Source organism: Streptomyces sp. GL_141, from assembly GCF_057834385.1.
This window is the reverse complement of record NZ_CM174402.1, coordinates 197507-215270: the sequence shown is the minus strand read 5'-3', so window position 1 is coordinate 215270 and position 17764 is coordinate 197507. Positions and strand designations below refer to the sequence as shown.

Sequence of the window (17764 nt, the reverse complement as noted above, 5' to 3'; positions counted from 1 at the left end):
TGCCGGAGGACCATCCGCAGCGCGATCCGGCTCGATGTCCGCCCCGGTGTCCGGTGCGGTCCCCGGCCCGGCATCCGCGGCGGTGTCCCCGGCGGCGTCGTCCCCGGCGACGCCGAGCGCCTCCGGGCGGCGGGCGGTGCGGCGTCCGCCGCTGCTCTCCGCCGCCGGGGGGCCGCACCCCGCCGCCCTGGCCGCGGCGGCCCTCGCCGCCGCGGCCGCCCTGTTCGTGGCGGCCCGCGCCGGTGCGCTGACCCGCCTGTGGGACTTCCTCGACTACGCCGCCGGCGTGCTCTCGCTGGTCTCCCTCACCGGCGCCGTCCTGTGGGGCCTGGCCGCCACCGACCGCAGACTGCTCGCCTCCGGGCACCGGCTCGTCGCCCAGGCCGTGCACCGCGGCCTGGCCGTCGCCGGACTCGGCTTCCTCCTCCTGCACGTGTGGATCAAGGTCGGGCGGTCCCGGACCGACGCCGCCGCCGTGGTCCTGCCCTTCACGGACGGCCAGCGGCCGCTGCTCATCGGCCTCGGCAGCCTGGCCGGCTACGGGTTCGTGGCCGTGGCCGTCTCCGGCGCCGTCCGCGGCACCTTCGCCGCCCGGGGGCGGTCCCTGTGGTGGCGGGCCCTGCACATGGCCGCCTACCCGGCTTGGGGAGCCTCGCTGGTCCACGGGCTCAAGTCGGGTCGCGCCGCCAGTGGTTGGGTGACGACCGGGTACGCGCTGTGCCTGCTCGCCGTCGCCGGGCTGCTGGCACTGCGGCTGCGCGCGAAGCTCCGAACGCTCGCCGACGCGGGGCCGCGCACGAAGCCCGGTACGCCGCTGCGGGCGGACCCCGGGCGGCCGTCCGGGGCGCCGGCCGCACCGGCGGCGCCGCCGGTGCAGTCACCGCCGCACGCACCCTCCGCACCCTCCCGCGTGCCCGGGCAGGCGCCGCCGCACCGGCCCGCGCCCTTCGTGCGCAGGCCGGCGGAGTGGGCGGCGGAGCTGCTGACGGCACGCCTGACCCGGCAGCCTGGCACCACGGTCTTCCCCGGCCGGGGCGCGGATCCGTCCGCGGGGCCGTCCGCCGAGCCGTTCGACGGCGTACGGAGCGGACGGTGAGCGGCGCCGGGACGCGGCCCGCCCTCGGCTGCGTCGGCGCACCGCGCCTGCTGGCCGGACTCGACGCCTCCGAACGGCTCGACCGGGCCGGCCATCTGAGCGTGCACGGCGCGCTGCCCCGCTACCCCTCCGAAGGGCTCGTCGAACTCGCCGAGGGCATAGCCCTCGGCGGGCGCGGGGGAGCGGGCTTCCCCTTCGCCCGCAAGCTCCGGGCCGTCACCCGCTCCGCCCGGGGGCAGGACGGGCGCACCGCCGTGGTCGTCAACGGGACCGAAGGCGAACCGAGTTGCCTGAAGGACGCCGCGCTGCTCCTCTACGTGCCCCACCTCGTGCTCGACGGCGCGCTGGTGGCCGCCGCAGCGCTCGGCGCCGAGGACGTGGTCGTCGGCGTCACCCGGCCGGACGTGGAGCGCTCGCTCACCGAGGCCGTCGCGGAACGGGGCCCCGCCGGGCGGCGCGTGCGCGTCGTCAGGCTCCCCGAACGCTTCGTCACGGGCGAGGGCACCGCCCTGGTCCGCGGCCTGGACGGGGGGCCCGCCCTGCCCTCCGGCCAGCGGACACGGACCAGCGAACGGGGTCTGGGCGGCCTGCCCACCCTGCTGTCCAACGCGGAGACGTACGCACAGCTCGCCGTCGCCGCCCGGCTCGGCGCCCCAGCGTACGGGACGGCCGGGCTGCCCGACGAACCCGGCACGACCCTGTTGACCGTCGCCGGCACGACCGTCGTCGAGGTGCCACTGGGCACGTCCCTGGCCTACGTACTGGACCTGTGCGGCACCGTGCCCGGACAGGGCGTGCTGATCGGCGGCTTCCATGGCCGCTGGCTGGACCCGGGGGCGGCGCGCGAAGCGCTGATCTCGCGCACGTCCCTGGCGGCGTACGACGCCGTGCTGGGCGCCGGTGCGGTGCTCCCGCTGCCCGAGGACACCTGCCCGGCGGGCGAGGTGGCCCGGGTCGCGCGCTGGCTGGCGAAGGAGTCGGCGGGCCAGTGCGGTCCGTGCGTACGGGGGCTGCCCTCGCTCGCCGACGCCGTGGAACGGCTCGTGGCCGGCGGCGGCGGGGCGGCCCTCGACGAGGTGCAGGCCCGGATGCGGGGGGTGCGCGGCCGGGGAGCCTGCTCCCACCCGGACGGCACGTCCTCCTTCGTGGCCTCCGCACTCGCCGTCTTCCCCGACGAGTTCCGCGACCACGCCCTCGGCAGCGGCTGCGGACGCCGTGTGCTGGGCGCCCTGCCGCTGCCCGCGGACGAGAGCCCCGAACGGCTCGTCGTGGACTGGACGTTGTGCAAGGGCCACGGCCTGTGCGTGGACCTGCTGCCCGATGTGGTGCGGCTCGACGAGGACGGCTATCCGGCGCGCGGCGTCATGCCGGTCCCCGGTCCCCTGCGGCCGAAAGCCCTGCGCGCGGTGCGCCGTTGCCCGGCGCTCGCGCTCCGCATCCAGGAATGAGTTCACGCTTTGGCGTGATCTGATAAATTCCCGCGCCATCGAATACGGCGGCCCCCGCAGACCTTATGAATATCCAGACGGAAGAACGCCGGATGGAAATCGAAGGAGAAAACCATGGGCAACAGGAGCCGGGCGACCACGGCCGCCGCCGGATCGGTGCTGACGGTACTTCTGCTCGCGTCGGGCTGTGGCAGCGGTGACGACGCCGCCCGTACGGTGACGGTCCAGGCGGCGGGAGCGGAACGTGCGGTGGGCCACGGAGCGGGCGAGGCGGACGACTACGGCGAGGGGTACGGCGCCGGCTCGGAGGCCGACGCGGATACGGGAGCGGATGGGGCCGCGGAGGAGGACCCGACCCCGGCCGGCACGCTGTCGGTCCGGGAGATCCCCGAGGTCGGCAGCGTGGTCACGGACGCGGCCGGAACCACGCTCTACCGCTTCGACAAGGACACCGCACAGCCGCCCCGTTCGAACTGCGCGGACGCCTGCGCCACCCTCTGGCCCGCGGTTCCGGCGGCCGGGGCCGAGGCCCCGGCCGGCGTGGACGCGGGGCTGCTCGGCTCGGTCGACCGGCCCGACGGCACCCGCCAGCTGACGCTCGCGGGGTGGCCCGTGTACCGGTACGCGAAGGACACCCGGCCGGGCGAGGCGAAGGGCGAGGGCGTCGGCGGGACCTGGCACGCGCTGGCTGCGGACGGAAGCAAGGCCGTGGACGGCGGCAAGCCGGCGGCGGGCGGCAAGCCGGCGGCGGGCGGCAAGGCGGCGGACGACGGCAAAGCGGAGGACACCGGAAAGGCGGACACCGGAAAGGAGCCCGCACCGCTCTCCGCCGTGGACGACGCGAAACTCGGAAAGCTCTTGGTGGACGCCCAGGGGCGCACCCTCTACCGGTTCGGGAAGGACAGCGCCTGGCCGATGAAATTCGGATGCCTCGACGCCTGCCTGGACACGTGGAAACCGGCCGCACCCGTGGAAGGGGAAAAGGCAGTCGGAATTCCCGCCGGGCTGGTCGGATCCGTGGAACGTCCGGACGGAACCCGGCAATTGACGATCGACTGCTGGCCGGTCTACCTCTTCACCGGAGACACCGCACCGGGCCAGACCAACGGACACGGCCTCCAAGGCCTCTGGTTCGCGGTGAACGACGCGGGCAAGAAGATCCCGGCGAAGGGCTGACCGGCCGTGCCCGGCACGGGAGGAAGGACTCCCCGATCGCCCCGGCCCCCGCGCGCGATCGCCCTGCTCGCCGCCCTCCTCTGCGCGGCCTGCGCATCCTGCACGGCGGGCCCGGGCAGCACGGGAGCCGGGGGCGGGGAGCGAGCGGCGTCCCCGCCCCCCGCCCCCGAGCCGCTGGACCGGATCGCGGCCGCCCTGGGCTGCAGCCCCGAGGTGACGGTCGACGCGCAGGAAGTGCGCGAGGGCGCCTGCGCGGTGGGCGCGCAGGCCTTCCGGCTGGCCACTTTCAGCACGGCGCAGGGCCGTGCCGCGTGGCTGTCGGAGTCACGGCAGTACGGTGGCACGTACCTCGTCGGCGAACGCTGGATCATCACGGCGCCCTCGGAGGACGCCCTGACCCCGGCCCGGGCCCGCCTCGGCGGAACCCTGGACTCGGCCCCCGGCCACACCCACACCCACGGCGCTCACCCCTTGGTGATCCGGACCACGCCGGTCTCGGTGCCCTGATGGAGGGTGCCGTCCGGGCCGGTGGTACCGGTCATCTGCAGCCGGTTGTAGACCAGCCCGATCCCCAGGAACGAGCTGGTGAGCTGCGCTCCGGTGGCCGGGTCGAGCACCGCGTGGTGGTACGAGGCGAAGGTGTTGAGGCCGGCGCTGCCCGTGGGCCCGGTGACGAAGACGCTGCGGCCCGAGGCGATGACGGCTTCCTCGGTACCGCTGTTGGCGTACTGGGTGAGCACCGGCGTGGAGCAGATCGGCGTCGGCCCGCCGTCCACCCGGTAGACGAGCAGCTTCTCGTGCGGGGCGGCGTTGTCGGTGATGGTGACGTACTCCGTCCCGTCGCCCGGCCCGAAGAAGCTCGGCGTGGCGCCGGCGCCCCAGCTCAGCCGGCCGGGCTTGCGGGCCGGTCCGCGGTCGTACGGGGCGCGCCAGTTGATGACGGGGGTCCCGTCGGGCGCCTCGGAGAGGAGGTACAGCGCGTGGTCGGTGGCGACGGCGGTATGGCCCGGAACGGTGGAGATGCTGTTCTGCACGCCTTCGCCGGTGGCAAGGGTGCGGACCGTGCCGGTGTCCGTGTCCGCGGTGCCGATCACGCCGTCGGTGGTGGCGAACCAGACCTTGCCGTTCCAGGCGGGGGACAGGCCCACGATGTTGTCGCCGGCCGGCACGGCGCCCGCGAGCGGGGTGGACTGGTCGACCGTCAACGCCCAGCCTGTGCGGCTGCCGGTGCGGTGGTGGCCGATGCGGGCGAGGTTGTTGTTCCCGTCCACGGCGACCAGCCGGTCGTTGTTGTCGAGGTAGGAGTAGACGCCGCCGAACAGGCTGCCCTTGGGCAGGGCCAGGGAGGCCAGGTCGGCCCCGGTCGCGGGAGCCAGCAGGTGCGCGGTCGGGGTCTGCCCGAAGATGGTGGTGCAGAGGGTGACCACGTACCCGTCGGCGCCGACCACGATGGTCGGGCAGGCGGAGGCCAGCGCGGTGCGGGAGCAGGCGATCTTCCCCGTTCCGGGGCCCGGGTAGGGCGTGGTGTCGCTGGACGCGCTGTCCCCGTGCATGCCGGCGGTGCCGTTGCCCGCGGTCGCGGGGTTCCGGGGCGGCAGCGGACCGAACACCGTGGCCTCGGCGGAGGCGGTGGCGGCCGTCCCGCCCAGCGTGCCCAGCGCGACGGCGAAGGTGAGGGCGAGCGCGGCGAAGCGCCCGCCCGCGGGCAGGGAAAACGGCATGGGGAAGTCCTAGAGCCGAGGAGAACGGGGGAGGGGAAGGCGCGGTCGGCTGACGCGGCGGCAGCCAGTCGTGGTGGCCCGGGCCGTGCTCCGTACGGTGGTGGCTCACCGGTACGGCTCCAGCAGCGACGCTAACCGGTGCCGTCGCCGCCGGACCAGGGCTCCCGGGCACACCGCACGGCATGTTCATGCCCCCGCAGTACCCGTGAAGCAGTCGGCCGCCGCCCGCGACGGCGCGCGGGCGCGCGACGCGCCGCCGAGGCCCGAGAACACGGATGCCGCGCCGAAGGTACGTACGGTCGGAGCAGTCGTCCCGGCCCCGACGCCCACACGTCACGGCAGCCCCCCGCCCCGCCCGTCGTTGAGCGGAGACTCACAGATGGCACAGCCCACCCCCCTCGCCCTCAAGCCCGGCACGGCCTGGGCCGACGCCTGGCGGCGCGCCCTGGCCGCGGCCCCCGAGGCCTTCCGCGAGGACCGCGTCCTGAACCTCTGGGCCGGCGCCTGGCAGAGCGACGGCCACGCCCTGCCCGCCACCAGCCCCGTGGACGGCAGTCCCATCGCGGGCCCGCCCCGGCTCGACGCGGGCACCGCGACCAAGGCGGTACGGGCCGCACTCGATCAGCACCGCGCCTGGGGGCAGGTTCCGCCGGCGGAGCGCAGGGCCCGGGTCACCGCCGCCCTCGACGCCCTCACCGAACACCGCGACCTGCTCGCCCTGCTCCTGGTGTGGGAGATCGGCAAGCCCTGGCGCCTCGCGTGCGCCGACGTGGACCGGGGCATCGAGGGGGTGCGCTGGTACGTGGACCACATCGACGCCATGCTGGAGGGCCGGACCCCGCTCGACGGCCCGGTGTCCAACATCGCCAGCTGGAACTACCCCATGTCGGTCCTGGTCCACGCGATGCTGGTACAGGCCCTCGCGGGCAATGCCGTCATCGCCAAGACCCCCACCGACGGCGGCCTGGCCTGCCTCACCCTCGCCTGCGCGCTCATCCACCGTGAGGACATCCCGGTGACCCTGGTCAGCGGCAGCGGCGGCGAACTCTCCGAAGCGCTCGTCCGCTCCCCGGAGATCGGCTGCGTCTCCTTCGTCGGCGGCCGCGACACCGGAGCCCGCATCGCCACCGCCCTCACCGACCTCGGCAAACGCCACATCCTCGAACAGGAGGGCCTCAACACCTGGGGCATCTGGGACCACACCGACTGGTCCGCGCTGGGCGCCGCCATCCCGAAGCTCTTCGACTACGGCAAGCAGCGCTGCACCGCCTACCCCCGCTTCGTCGTCCAGCGCACCGCCTTCGACGCCTTCCTCGCCGCCTACCTTCCCGCCGTCTCCGCGGTCCGCACCGGACACCCCCTCGCCGTCGCGCACCCGGACGACCCGCTGCCCGAGCTCGACTTCGGTCCCCTCATCAACACCGCCAAGGCCGCGGAGCTCACCGCCCACGCCGCGGAGGCCGTGGACCGCGGCGCCGTCCCCCTCTTCCGCGGCACGCTGGACCCGGCCCGCTTCCTGCCCGGCCAGGACACCTCCGCCTACGTGGCCCCGCTGGCCCTGCTCAGCCCGCCGGCCTCCTCACCGCTCTACCACGCGGAGCCCTTCGGCCCGGTCGACACGATCGTGCTCGTCGACACCGAGGCCGAGCTGCTGGCGGCGATGAACGCCTCCAACGGGGCCCTGGTCGCCACCCTCTCCACCGACGACCCGGGCACCTTCGGCCGCCTCGCACCCCAGATCCGCGCCTTCAAGATCGGCCACGGCGCGCCCCGCTCGCGCGGGGACCGGGAGGAGCTCTTCGGCGGGTTCGGCGCCTCCTGGCGGGGCGCCTTCGTCGGCGGCGACCTCCTGGTCCGCGCGGTCACCCGCGGACCCGCCGGCGAACGGTTTCCGGGCAATTTCCCGGAGTACCAGCTGATGCCCGCAGGAGCCGCTGCGCCGGGGCCCGGGCGCCCTCATTAGAGTGAGATCACCGCCGCGCCGCGCGGAACGCCAAGGGGGCGGACCGCCGCGGAACGGCAAGAGCCTGGAATGGAGCCGCAGATGGAGAGTCCCAGCCGTACCGCGCTGATCGAGGACCTGATGGGGCGCTTCCCGCACGTGCCCCGGGAAGCCGTGATCAAGGAAGACCTCCTGCGGGGCGGCATGGCCTTCGACGAGTCCGCGCTCAGCGGAGGCGCCGACGGGTCCTCGGCCGACGTCAAGCCGAAGTCGTACTTCATCTTCTCCTTCGACCACCGCACCCTTCCGGAGCTCGGCGCCGCCGCGCTGAACCGGCCCCCCGAGGAGATCGTGCTCACGGGCGGCCCGTACGAACTGCGCCGCACGGTGGTCTCCGTACGGGTCAACCCGGACTCCCCGTACGTGGTGCGCGGCGGAGAGGACGGCGCGCTCGGCCTGTACCTGGACGGCGTACGGATCGCGGACGTCGGCCTGCCGCCGATGCCGGAGTACTACCGGCACAAGCTGTCGAACGGCAAGTCGGTGATGGAGGTCGCCCCGACCATCCAGTGGGGCTACCTCATCTACCTGACGGTCTTCCGCGTGTGCCAGTACTTCGGCGCCAAGGAGGAGTGCCAGTTCTGTGACATCAACCACAACTGGCGCCAGCACAAGGCGGCCGGCCGCCCCTACACCGGCGTGAAGCCGGTCGAGGAGGTGCTGGAGGCGCTGGAGATCATCGACCGGTACGACACCGCGGGCATCTCCCGGGCCTACACCCTCACGGGCGGCTCGATCACCTCCCAGGTCGGCGGCCGCGACGAGGCCGACTTCTACGGCCAGTACGCGCAGGCCATCGAGGAGCGCTTCCCCGGCCGCTGGACCGGCAAGGTCGTCGCGCAGGCCCTGCCCCGCGACGCCGTGCAGCGCTTCCACGACCACGGCGTCAAGATCTACCACCCCAACTTCGAGGTGTGGGACGAGTACCTGTTCAAGCTCCACTGCCCGGGCAAGGAGCGCTACGTCGGCCGCGACGAATGGCACCGCAGGATCCTGGACTCCACGGAGGTGTTCGGACCGCGCAACGTGATCCCGAACTTCGTGGCGGGCATCGAGATGGCCGAGCCCTTCGGGTTCACCAAGGTGAGCGAGGCGATCGCGTCGACCCAGGAGGGCCTGCGGTTCTTCATGTCGCACGGGGTCGTCCCGCGCTTCACCACCTGGTGCCCGGAGCCGACGACCCCGCTGGGCAAGGCCAACCCGCTGGGCGCGCCCCTCGAATACCACGTCCGCCTGCTGGAGACCTACCGCGCGACACTGGAGGAGTTCGGCCTGAGCTCCCCGCCCGGATACGGCCCGGCCGGCCCCGGGCGCGCGGTGTTCTCCGTCTCCTCCTTCATGGACAGCCTGGAGGGGCTGGAGGAGAAGGAAGAGACCACCACCTGACGGGTCCCGCTCAGACGTCGAGCACCAGGTCCGAGGTCGGCAGGGACTGGCAGGTCAGGACGTCGGTGTCGGGCAGGTCCTCCGAGGGGGTCACCAGGTGCGCCGCCGTGCCCTTGAGGACGCCGCACGCACAGCTCTCGCACTGCCCGACCCGGCAGCCGCTCGGCATGGCCACCCCGGCCGCCTCGCCGAGGGCGAGGAGCGGGCCGTCGTTCTTGCGCCAGACGGCGCTGCGTCCGGACCGGGCGAAGGTGACGGTGTACTCGGCGTCGTCGGGCACGGTCACCTCCCGCCGGGCCGGGCGGAACTTCTCGCTGAACACCTCGAAGCGCGGGACGCCCCGCGCGATCAGGGCGCCGGTGAGGGCGTCGAGCATGGGCTGCGGTCCGCACAGGTAGAAGCGGGCCCGCCGCTCGATGAGGCCGGGATCGATGTCGTCGACGGTGATGAACCCGAGGCGGTCGTAGTCGCGGCCGAGGACCTCGTCCGTACCGGGAGCGGCGTAGTGGTCGACGACCGTCAGCGCCGGTATGCGGGAGGCCAGCTCGCGCAGCCGGTCCCGGAAGGGATGGTCGGCCGCGTTGTTGCTGCCGTAGTGCAGGACGACCTCGGGGACCGTGCCGCCGGTGGCCGCGAGGGTTTCGAGGTAGCTGAGGAACGGGGTGATCCCGATGCCGCCGGCGAGCAGCACGACCGGGTTGCCGGTGTGCGTGGGAAGGGCGAAGACGCCTCCCGGGCTCGCCAGGTGGAGCCGGTCCCCGACTTCGAGCTCCTCGTGGATCCGGGTGGAGAAGGCTCCGCCGGGGATGTGGCGCACGGCCAGCCCGTAGTCGGTGCGGCCGGTCGCGAGGGCGGGTCCCGTGAGGGAGTAGCTGCGGCCGTCCGAGGGGTCCTGGAGGGTGCCGTCCGGGTGCTCGGCGCGCACGGTCAGGTGCTGGCCGGGCCGGTAGTCGGGGAGGGCTCCGCCGTCCTCGGGGGCGAGGCGCAGGGCCCGGACACCGGCGCTCACGCCGGTGAGGGCCGTGACCGTGAAGGGGCGGGTCCCGGTCCAGGTGCCGTCGCCCCGCACCGGGGCGATCCGGCAGGCGGCCGCGCGCATCGGCGCCGAGCCGCTGAGCGGGTCGGTGTCGGTGTGGTCGATGAGCCGGTTGAAGTTGCTGCCCGACGGAGCGGTCGGGTCGGCGCCCGGCAGGGCGAGGTCGGTGGCGTCCTGCCACCAGCCGTACTCGCCGACCACGACGGAGGGGTGCAGGGAGTCGTCGAAGCGGGCGCGCAGCCTGATGGAGCCCCGGCGGGTGGCGAGCTCCAGCCACTGGCCCTCGCCGATGCCGTGGGCGGCCGCGGTCCGCGGGTGCAGGTCGACCGAGGGGTCGGCGGCCCGGCGGCGCAGCGAGGTCAGGGAACGCTGCTGGCTGTGGACGAAGTACCCGTGCTTGGCGCAGGTCAGGACCAGGGGGTACGAGGCGTCCGTGGGTGCGGGGTCGTGGTGCTCGGGCACCGCCGGGTACCCGTGCTCCAGCAGCCGCTCGGAGTACAGCTCGACGCGCCGGGTGGGCGTGGCGAAGCCGGTCACGGCGGGGCCGTCGCCCGCCGCCGGGGCGGCGTACTTGCGGTAGGCCTCCTCGCGGGGCACCCGGACGCCGCCCGGCCGCCGGCGCAGCTCCTCGACGGTCAGGCCGAGGGGTTCGAGCTGCCAGTTCCAGGCGGCCTCGACGTCCCCGTCGAAGAACTCCCCGCCCATGCCCAGGCGGCAGGCGAGATCGAAGACGAACTCGGTGTCGCTGCGGGACTCGCCCTGCGGCTCGACCATCCGCGGCCGCAGCTGGACCTGCTCCTGGGCCCGGTGGCTGACCTCGAAGCCGAAGCGCAGGGCCTCGTGCTCGTAGGAGCTGTTGACCGGCAGGACGATGTCGGCGCTCGTGCTGGTCGGATTGTGGAAGAGGTCCAGGTGGACCTGGAAGTCGAGCGCGCCCAAGGCCCGCGCCGTGCGGTCGGAGTCGGGCTGGGCGACGACCAGGTTGGACCCGAAGCCGACGAGGGCACGGACCGGATAGGGGCGGCCCGTCTCGATGGCGGTGCACAGGTCGCCGGAGTTGATGTAGCCGAAGGCCGGCGGGCCCAGCGGGTGCTTGTCGAGACCGAGGGCCTTGGCGCGCTGTTCGGGGGCGAACTGGGCGAAGGACGCGGCCGGGTTGTAGGGCGGTGCGGGGACGACGTGGTTGCCGCCCGGGGCGTCGTAGGAGCCGGTCAGCGCGTAGAGGGTGGCCAGGGCCCGCTCGGTCTGCGCGGCGTTCGCGCTCTGCCCCACTCCGGTCCACCCGTAGTAGGTGACCGAGGGCGCGGCCGCGATCTCCGCGGCGAGGGCGCGGATCTCCCGCTCCGGGATCCAGGTGGTGGCCGCGACCCGGTCCGGGGTCCAGGCCGCGCAGGCGGCGGCGTACCGCTCGAAGGCGGGCGCGCAGTCGACGACCGTACCGTCGTGGAGGGTGACCGGCCGCGTTCCGCGGAGCGCGAAGCGCTCCGGGCGGTCGGCGGCGCGCGCGGTGTCGTACGCCTCGGCCCGGCCGGTCTCCTCGTCGAAGACGGCGAAGGCCGTGCCTCCCCCGGGCGTGCCGGCGAGCTCGTGCGCGCGCAGGAAGCGTCCGGTGTCGGCGCGGACGAGGAGCGGGGCGTTGGTCCAGGCGCGGACGAAGGCCGCGTCGTAGCCCTCGTCGGCGATGAGCAGGTGGGCCAGGCCCAGGGCGAGCGCGGCGTCGGTGCCGGGCCGGACCCGCAGCCAGTGGTCGGCCCGCAGCGCGCTGGTGGAGCGGCGCGGGTCCACCACGGCGAGCTTCGTGCCGGTCGCCTGGGCGGCGGAGAGGGCGGCGGACTGGGCGAGCCAGGTCTTGGCCGGGTTGAAGCCCCACAACAGGGCGAGGTCGGTGTTCGCGTAGTCGGGCGGCGGGATCGGCGAGCCGAAGGTGAAGGCGTGCGCGAAGTCCTTGTGCCAGTTGCAGATCTCCGCGCTGTACACGGTGTTCGGGCTGCCGAAGCGGCGTACGAAGCGCTCGATCCACTCGGTGGCGTCCGACACCATGGTTCCCGAGGGCGTGGCCACGGCGAAGGCCACCGACTCGGGGCCGCTCTCCGCGGCGATCGCCCCGATCTTCCCGGCGATCTCTTCCATCGCCTCGTCCCAGGACACGGGCACCCAGCCCGGGTCGGGGTCGGACTTGGGGTTGGTGCGGCGCAGCGGTGTCGTCAGCCGCCGGGTGCTGTGCGCGAGCTCGGGGGCGGAGCGGCCCTTGGGGCACATCGCCGTGCCGGTCGGATGGTCGGGGTCCGGTCGCACGCCGGTCAGCCGGCCGTCCTCGATGGTGAAGATCGCGCCGCAGCGCGACTTGCAGAGGGTGCAGAAACCCCTCTTCTCTTCGGACACGGCATCCTCCTGGCTCGCGGACCTCTCTCCATTGGACGGTCCGGCGTACGGCACCAACCAGCGGCGATGGTCGCGAACGGAGCACCGGAGGACCCTCCCGGCCGGGACCTTCGCCCCGGGCCGAACGGGTCGTTCGCGCTGCTCACGGGAGGTTCAGGGGTGTCGGGCGTGCACCAGGCGGAAGGCGGCGTAGAGGGCCGCGGCGGCCAGGGCCAGGAGAATCGAGGTTTCGATGAACTGGGTCGGCCAGTGGTGCGAGGCCGGGTGGAAGTCCACGTACTGGGCCGTGACGTTCAGGTCGGCGGGGCAGACGCCCATCCTCTGGGTCCGGTCGAAACAGGCGTTCTCGGAAAGACGCTCGCCGGTGGCGGTGAGGAACCCGGTGTCCATCATCAGGGCAGAGGACGGCATGAGGGGGTACGGGTTGCCCGGAAAGGGCACCGTGGCCGTCACCACGGGCAGGAAGGACCAGCGCAGCGCGCCGAGGAGCAGCAGCACGAAGCCCGTGAGGAGACCGGTGAGCGCCATGGCGACCAGGGTCCGCCGGACCAGCTGCCCCACCAGGGCGCCGAGGGCCACCCCGAGCAGGCAGTACCCGACGAGCACCGGACCGGAGGCCTCGTACGGTCCGCGGTCGGCCCAGTGGAGCTGCCAGGTCCCGCCCAGGTCTGACCAGCCCAGGCGGTAGATCCCGATCAGGGCCGCTGAGCCCAGCACCGCGACCACGGCCGCCACGAGGACCTTCGAGCCGAGCCAGGCCTTCGGCGTTGTCGACTGGGTGAGAGCGAGCCGCCAGGTCCCGGCCTCCAGCTCGCGGGCGACCATCGGGCCGGCGACGAAGGCTCCCACCAACAGCGGTAGGAACAGGATGCTGTTGCCCGCGTACTGCATGGCGAGCCGGAACAGTTCCCGCGCGTAGTGCGCGGACATCACGTTCTTGGTGTCCGCGTTCGGACCTTCGCCCCACTCGCGCAGGGCGATCACCGTGATGAGGCTCGCGGCCAGGAAAGCCGGCACCGCCCACAGCACGCGCCGGTGCTGGCGGACCGTGACCCAGTAGGTGCCCTTCAGTATCGGCGTGCTCATGCCGACACCTCCTTGGTGGCGTCGACGGAGAACGCCGGGGCCTCGGGCGCGCGCAGATGGGCGAGCAAGAGTTCCTCCAGGGACGGGTGCGTCGTCTGCCAGGTGTTGCTGTCGATGGGGCCCCGGGGCCGCACGAGCGCCGTGAGCTGGCGGCCCGTCGTACGGGCCTCGACGACGGTGTGGACGGAGAGTTCCTCACGGGCGGCGGCGGGGCCGGTGAGCAGCAGGTGCGCCGCGCCGACCGCGTCGATCGGGCCGGAGAGGCGGATCCGCCCGCCGTCGACGAGCAGGAGGTGGTCGCAGGCGCCCTCCAGCTCGGTGAGGATGTGCGAGGACATCACCACGGAGGTGCCGTTCTCCGCGGCATCGGCCATCAGCATGCCCATGAGCCGGTGCCGGGCGAGCGGATCGAGATCGGCCATCGGCTCGTCGAGCAGGAGCAGGCCCGGGCGTTTGCCCAGGGCCAGGGCCAGGGCGACCCGGGTGCGCTGCCCGCCGGAGAGCGTACGGACCTTCGCGTGCGGGTCGAGGTCCCCCGCCGCCACGATCCGCTCCGCCGTACTCGCGTCCCAGCGTCCCGGGTTGAGCTCGCGGCCCATGCGCAGGGTCTCGCCCACGGTGAGCTGCGGGTAGAGCGGCTTGTCCTGGGCCACGTAGGCCAGTTCCTCGCGCGGCACCGAGCGGAGGTGGCCCTCGGTCGCGGACACGAGACCGGCGGCAATGGCCAACAGGGTCGACTTTCCGGCCCCGTTGGGTCCTACGAGTGCACAGACCCGGCCCTCGGGCAGCCGGAAGGAGCAGTCGCGCAGCGCCCACCTTCCCCGGCGTCCGTAGCGCAGGCCGAGGCCGTCGGCCTCGATCACGGTGTGCGTCATGCGTGTCCGTCCCCCTTGAAGTGCTCTTCCAGTACGGCCGAGAAGAGCGCGGCCGCGTCGTCCCGCTCCATCCCCGCCTCCCGTGCCCGCCGCGCCCAGTCGGCGAGTTCGGCGCGCAGCGGGGATTCCGCCGGGGCGCCGCCCAGGGACTTGCGGATGAAGGTGCCCAGTCCCCGCTTCGCCTCGACGAGCCCCTCGCGCTCCAGCTCGCGGTAGGCCTTGAGAACGGTGTTCGGGTTGATGGCGGTGGCCTCGACGACCTCACGCGCGGTCGGCAGCTTGTCGCCCGGTTCCAACAGGCCCAGGCGCAGGGCCTGTTTGGTCTGCTGGACGATCTGCAGGTACGTGGCGATGCCGCTGCGCCGGTCGATGCGGTACTCGAGCACGACAACACCACCCTTTCACTAGGCAAGTAGTGGAAGGGTGGTGCAGGGGGGTGCTTATGTCAACCGTCCTCCGTGGCTCAGGCGAAGGCGGGGCCGGGGATCGAGCGGCGCAGCACCGGGGCGATCTCCGACTGGAACAGTGCGAGGGAGTCCCGGTGTTGGGCGTCGGTGAGGCCGCCCGGCTCGGCCTGGAGGTGCAGGACCGTGTGGCCCAACTCCTCGTGGTAGCGGTGCACCTTCTCGATCACCTGCCCGGGGCTGCCGATCAGGGCCGAGCTCCGCTCGACGAAGTCCTCCAGGGTCGCGAACACCGGATCCAGGCCCTGCGCCGCGTGGGCGGCGAGGTACCGCGCGAACGCCGGCCGGTACGCGGCCACCGCGCCCTGGGAGGTGGGCGCCGTGTGGAAGCCCGCCGTGCCCGCGCCCACGACCGCATGGGCCGGGTCGTGTCCGTAGTGCTCCCACCGCTCGCGGTAGTGGCGGATCAGTGCGGCGTACGGGCCGATCGGGTGGGTGACGTTGGCGGCGAAGAGCGGGTCGCCGTAGCGCGCCGCGAGATCCACGGACTCCCGGCTCGTGGCGCTGCCGTGCCACACGCGCAGCGTCTTCTGGTACGGCCGGGGCAGGACCTCGGCGCCGGTCAGCGCGGGCCGGAAGCGCGGCCGCGCCGTCACCTTGTCCTTGCTCCAGATCCGCCGGAACAGCTCGTAGCCCTCGGAGTTGCGCTCCCACTGGTCCTCGGAGGTCACGTCGAACAGCTCGCGCTGCGCCGTGCCGTTCCCCTTGCCGATCATCAACTCGAGCCGGCCGTCGCTGAGGTGGTCGAGGGTCGCGTAGTCCTCGTACGCCCGCACCGGGTCCAGCAGGCTCAGGGTGGTCACGGCGGTGTACAGCCGGATGTTCCGGGTCAGGGCCGCGATGTGGGAGAGCACCACGGGCGGCGACGACGACAGGAACGGCCGCTCGTGGCGCTCGCCGACCCCGAACCCGTCGAAACCGAGCTCCTCCGCCAGCAGCGCGGCGTCGACGACCTGCCGGAACCGCTCGCGGGTGGGGGTCGGGAAGCCCGTCGCCGGATCCGTGCCGTCCGTGATCAGGGTGATGGCCAGGAATTTCACGTCGGCGCTCCTCGAAAATGGCATGTCCGCAATCAGAGCCGCGGAATGGCGGGAGTATGAAAAGGAATTCGGCACTGTCACATGTGTGTGGCAGAAATGCGATCCGCACCGCCCGGAGCTCGGAAGGCCAAGAAGAAGGGCCTGTGGCGCACGGTGAAACCGATCGACTCGTAGAGGCGGACTGCACGCGTGTTCTCGGCGGCCGTGTGCAGGAACGGTACGTCTCCCCGTTCGCGGATGCCCGCCGCGACGGCGCGGACCAGGCGCGTCGCCAAACCCCTGCCGCGGTGGTCGGGATGGGTGCAGACCGCGCTGATCTCCGTCCAGCCGGGCGGGCGCAGCCGCTCCCCGGCCATGGCCACCAGCCGGCCCCGGTCGCGGATGCCCAGGTACGTGCCCAGCTCGATGGTGCGGGGCAGGAAGGGCCCCGGCTTCGTCAGCTCGATCAGCTCCAGGACCTCGGGCACGTCCGCCGGACCGAGCCGCACCGCCTCGGGAGCGGGCTCGGCGCGCAGCGAGGTGTCGACGAGCTGGACCCCTTGGGTCGACCAGACCGTCTCCCACCCGCGGGGCGCGGTCAGCACCCCGGAGAGCGAGACGATCCCGTCGGGGCCGGCCAGGGAGCCCAGCGCGTCCCAGGACCGGGGGTCGTCCGGATCGGCGATCGCGGAGAACACGGCGACGTCCGGGGCGTAGCGGGCGGCGTGCCCGCCGGCCCGCACGGCGAAGGCCGCGTGCGGGCCGGACAGCGAGGCCCAGGCCGGGTTGTCGAGGACGTGCGGGATCACCGGGATCACCGGGGTCCCTGGAGCCACCGGACTGACGGCGGGGCCGGGGCCGGTGGTCGGCACGGGGCTGGTGGTGGGCATGGGGGTGGAACCCTCCTTCCGTGGGATGCCCGGGCCAAGAACGGCCGCGGGGTCAGGAGTTGGTCGTGGGCAGCCCGGGCGGGTTCACCTGCGAGGTGGTCACGGCCTCGTTGGAGAGGTTCCAGGCGGTGAGGAGCTGCGTGTACCGGCCGCTCCCGGCCAGGTGGTTGATGGCCTGGGCCACGGGCTCGGCCAGACCGCTGTCCTTCTTCGCCGTCGCGGCGATCAGCCCCTGGAGGGTCTCGCCGGCACCGGAGAACGAACCGGCGTTGCGTGTCGGGGCGTTGCCGCTCGCGGTCTGGGTGATGTGGTAGGCGATCGAGGGGTTCGGGCCGAAGTTGAGGTCGATCTTCTTGCCGCTCAGCGCCAGGTAGACGCTGTTGGCGTCGGGGAAGTACTTGACCGTGACGTCCTTGCCCTCGGACTGGAGCTTCTTCTGCCACTCCAGCAGGATCTTCTCCTGGTTGGTGCCGCTGCTGACCGACACCGTCCTGCCCGCCAGGTTGCGGTAGTCGCCGCCGAACTCCCAGGTGTTCTCCTTCAGGGCTTCGAAGGCCAGGTTGTCCTGCCGGTAGGACGCGAAGTCGTACTTCTTCTTGCGCTCCTCGGTGACCGTGACGTTGGAGAAGGCCACGTCGACCTTGCCGCTGTCGATGCCGACGAAGAGGTTCTCCCATGTGGAGTTCTTCACCACGGGCTTCAGGCCCAGGGTCGCGGCGACGAGGCGGCCGAGGTCGGGCTCCGCGCCGGTGAGGGTCTTCTGGTCGGTGCCGACGTAGGCGAGGGGCGGGAAGCCGGCGGGCAGGGCGCCGACCCCGATGACCAGCTCACCGCGGTCGCGCACGGCCTTCGGGAGCTGCGCGCGCAGGGACTCGACGACCGGGACGGACAGTTCGGTCTGCTGGGCGGCCCCGTTGGAGAAGGCGCCGACGGTCACCTTGTCCGAGCCCGGTGCGGTCCCGGTGGCCTTCGCGTCGCCGCCGCACGCGGTGAGTCCGGCGGCGAGGGTGACGGCGGCGGTCGTGGCGCCGAGGCCGCGGACGAGTCTGTTGCGCAGGAGGGACGGGCGTTGCATGGCGTTGCCTTTCGGACGTGCGGCGATGCGGGGAAGGCCGGGGTACGGAGGGTGGGGGAAGGGAAGCCGAAGCGGGGCGGGTGGTGCGGCGCGGGGAGCGGCAGGCTC

General features: G+C 73.3%; 14 protein-coding genes. 6 read left to right on the top strand and 8 right to left on the bottom strand.

Translation table 11 applies throughout. The features are described 5' to 3' along the window. The first annotated feature begins 34 nt into the window (after nucleotides 1-34). From AC3IX6_RS00920 to AC3IX6_RS00905, 4 genes are all read left to right on the top strand, one after another. Nucleotides 35-1096 carry a hypothetical protein gene (locus AC3IX6_RS00920; protein ID WP_489368237.1) on the top strand — a complete coding sequence of 354 codons (1062 nt, stop codon included), beginning with the start codon at nucleotides 35-37 and terminating at the stop codon, nucleotides 1094-1096. Then, a complete protein-coding gene (locus tag AC3IX6_RS00915) occupies nucleotides 1093-2544 on the top strand; it encodes an NADH-ubiquinone oxidoreductase-F iron-sulfur binding region domain-containing protein (RefSeq protein WP_489368236.1) in 1452 nt (483 codons plus the stop codon). Before AC3IX6_RS00920 ends, AC3IX6_RS00915 begins: the two co-directional genes overlap by 4 nt. A gap of 114 nt (nucleotides 2545-2658) precedes the next feature. Beyond that, nucleotides 2659-3720 (top strand): SCO0930 family lipoprotein, encoded by a 1062-nt coding sequence (locus AC3IX6_RS00910; protein WP_489368235.1) that lies wholly within the window; start codon nucleotides 2659-2661, stop codon nucleotides 3718-3720. Between the two features lie 6 nt (nucleotides 3721-3726). Next, nucleotides 3727-4227 carry a hypothetical protein gene (locus tag AC3IX6_RS00905; protein ID WP_489368234.1) on the top strand — a complete coding sequence of 167 codons (501 nt, stop codon included), beginning with the start codon at nucleotides 3727-3729 and terminating at the stop codon, nucleotides 4225-4227. Here the strand turns inward: AC3IX6_RS00905 and AC3IX6_RS00900 are convergent. Next, nucleotides 4185-5441, bottom strand: a complete 1257-nt coding sequence (locus AC3IX6_RS00900; protein WP_489368233.1) for a hypothetical protein — start codon at nucleotides 5439-5441, stop codon at nucleotides 4185-4187. The genes AC3IX6_RS00905 and AC3IX6_RS00900 overlap by 43 nt on opposite strands. A 379-nt stretch (nucleotides 5442-5820) precedes the next feature. Here AC3IX6_RS00900 and AC3IX6_RS00895 point away from each other — a divergent pair, with 379 nt between their 5' ends. Continuing rightward, nucleotides 5821-7404 carry an aldehyde dehydrogenase family protein gene (locus AC3IX6_RS00895; protein WP_489368232.1) on the top strand — a complete coding sequence of 528 codons (1584 nt, stop codon included), beginning with the start codon at nucleotides 5821-5823 and terminating at the stop codon, nucleotides 7402-7404. A gap of 81 nt (nucleotides 7405-7485) precedes the next feature. Further along, nucleotides 7486-8829, top strand: coding sequence for a radical SAM protein (locus tag AC3IX6_RS00890; RefSeq protein WP_489368231.1), 1344 nt, complete (start codon nucleotides 7486-7488; stop codon nucleotides 8827-8829). A 10-nt stretch (nucleotides 8830-8839) separates the two neighbouring features. Here the strand turns inward: AC3IX6_RS00890 and AC3IX6_RS00885 are convergent, their stop codons facing one another. The 7 genes from AC3IX6_RS00885 to AC3IX6_RS00855 all read right to left on the bottom strand — a co-directional run bounded on the left by AC3IX6_RS00885 (nucleotide 8840) and on the right by AC3IX6_RS00855 (nucleotide 17656). Continuing rightward, the gene (locus AC3IX6_RS00885) at nucleotides 8840-12247 is read right to left on the bottom strand and encodes a molybdopterin-dependent oxidoreductase (RefSeq protein WP_489368230.1); all 3408 of its coding nucleotides are present in this window, start codon (nucleotides 12245-12247) and stop codon (nucleotides 8840-8842) included. A gap of 153 nt (nucleotides 12248-12400) precedes the next feature. Next, entirely contained in the window at nucleotides 12401-13333 is a 933-nt protein-coding gene (locus AC3IX6_RS00880; RefSeq protein WP_489368229.1) for an ABC transporter permease, read from the bottom strand. Further along, entirely contained in the window at nucleotides 13330-14208 is an 879-nt protein-coding gene (locus AC3IX6_RS00875) for an ABC transporter ATP-binding protein (protein WP_489368228.1), read from the bottom strand. The genes AC3IX6_RS00880 and AC3IX6_RS00875 overlap by 4 nt, the downstream gene beginning before the upstream one ends. After that, on the bottom strand, nucleotides 14205-14594 hold the full coding sequence (locus tag AC3IX6_RS00870) for a GntR family transcriptional regulator (RefSeq protein ID WP_489368227.1): 390 nt from the start codon (nucleotides 14592-14594) through the stop codon (nucleotides 14205-14207). The genes AC3IX6_RS00875 and AC3IX6_RS00870 overlap by 4 nt, the downstream gene beginning before the upstream one ends. 77 nt (nucleotides 14595-14671) lie before the next feature. Next, nucleotides 14672-15712 (bottom strand): LLM class flavin-dependent oxidoreductase, encoded by a 1041-nt coding sequence (locus tag AC3IX6_RS00865; protein WP_489368226.1) that lies wholly within the window; start codon nucleotides 15710-15712, stop codon nucleotides 14672-14674. Nucleotides 15713-15789: 77 nt separating this feature from the next. Then, entirely contained in the window at nucleotides 15790-16581 is a 792-nt protein-coding gene (locus AC3IX6_RS00860; protein ID WP_489368225.1) for a GNAT family N-acetyltransferase, read from the bottom strand. 52 nt (nucleotides 16582-16633) lie between these two features. After that, nucleotides 16634-17656 (bottom strand): transporter substrate-binding domain-containing protein, encoded by a 1023-nt coding sequence (locus tag AC3IX6_RS00855; RefSeq protein ID WP_489368224.1) that lies wholly within the window; start codon nucleotides 17654-17656, stop codon nucleotides 16634-16636. Nucleotides 17657-17764 lie beyond the last annotated feature (108 nt).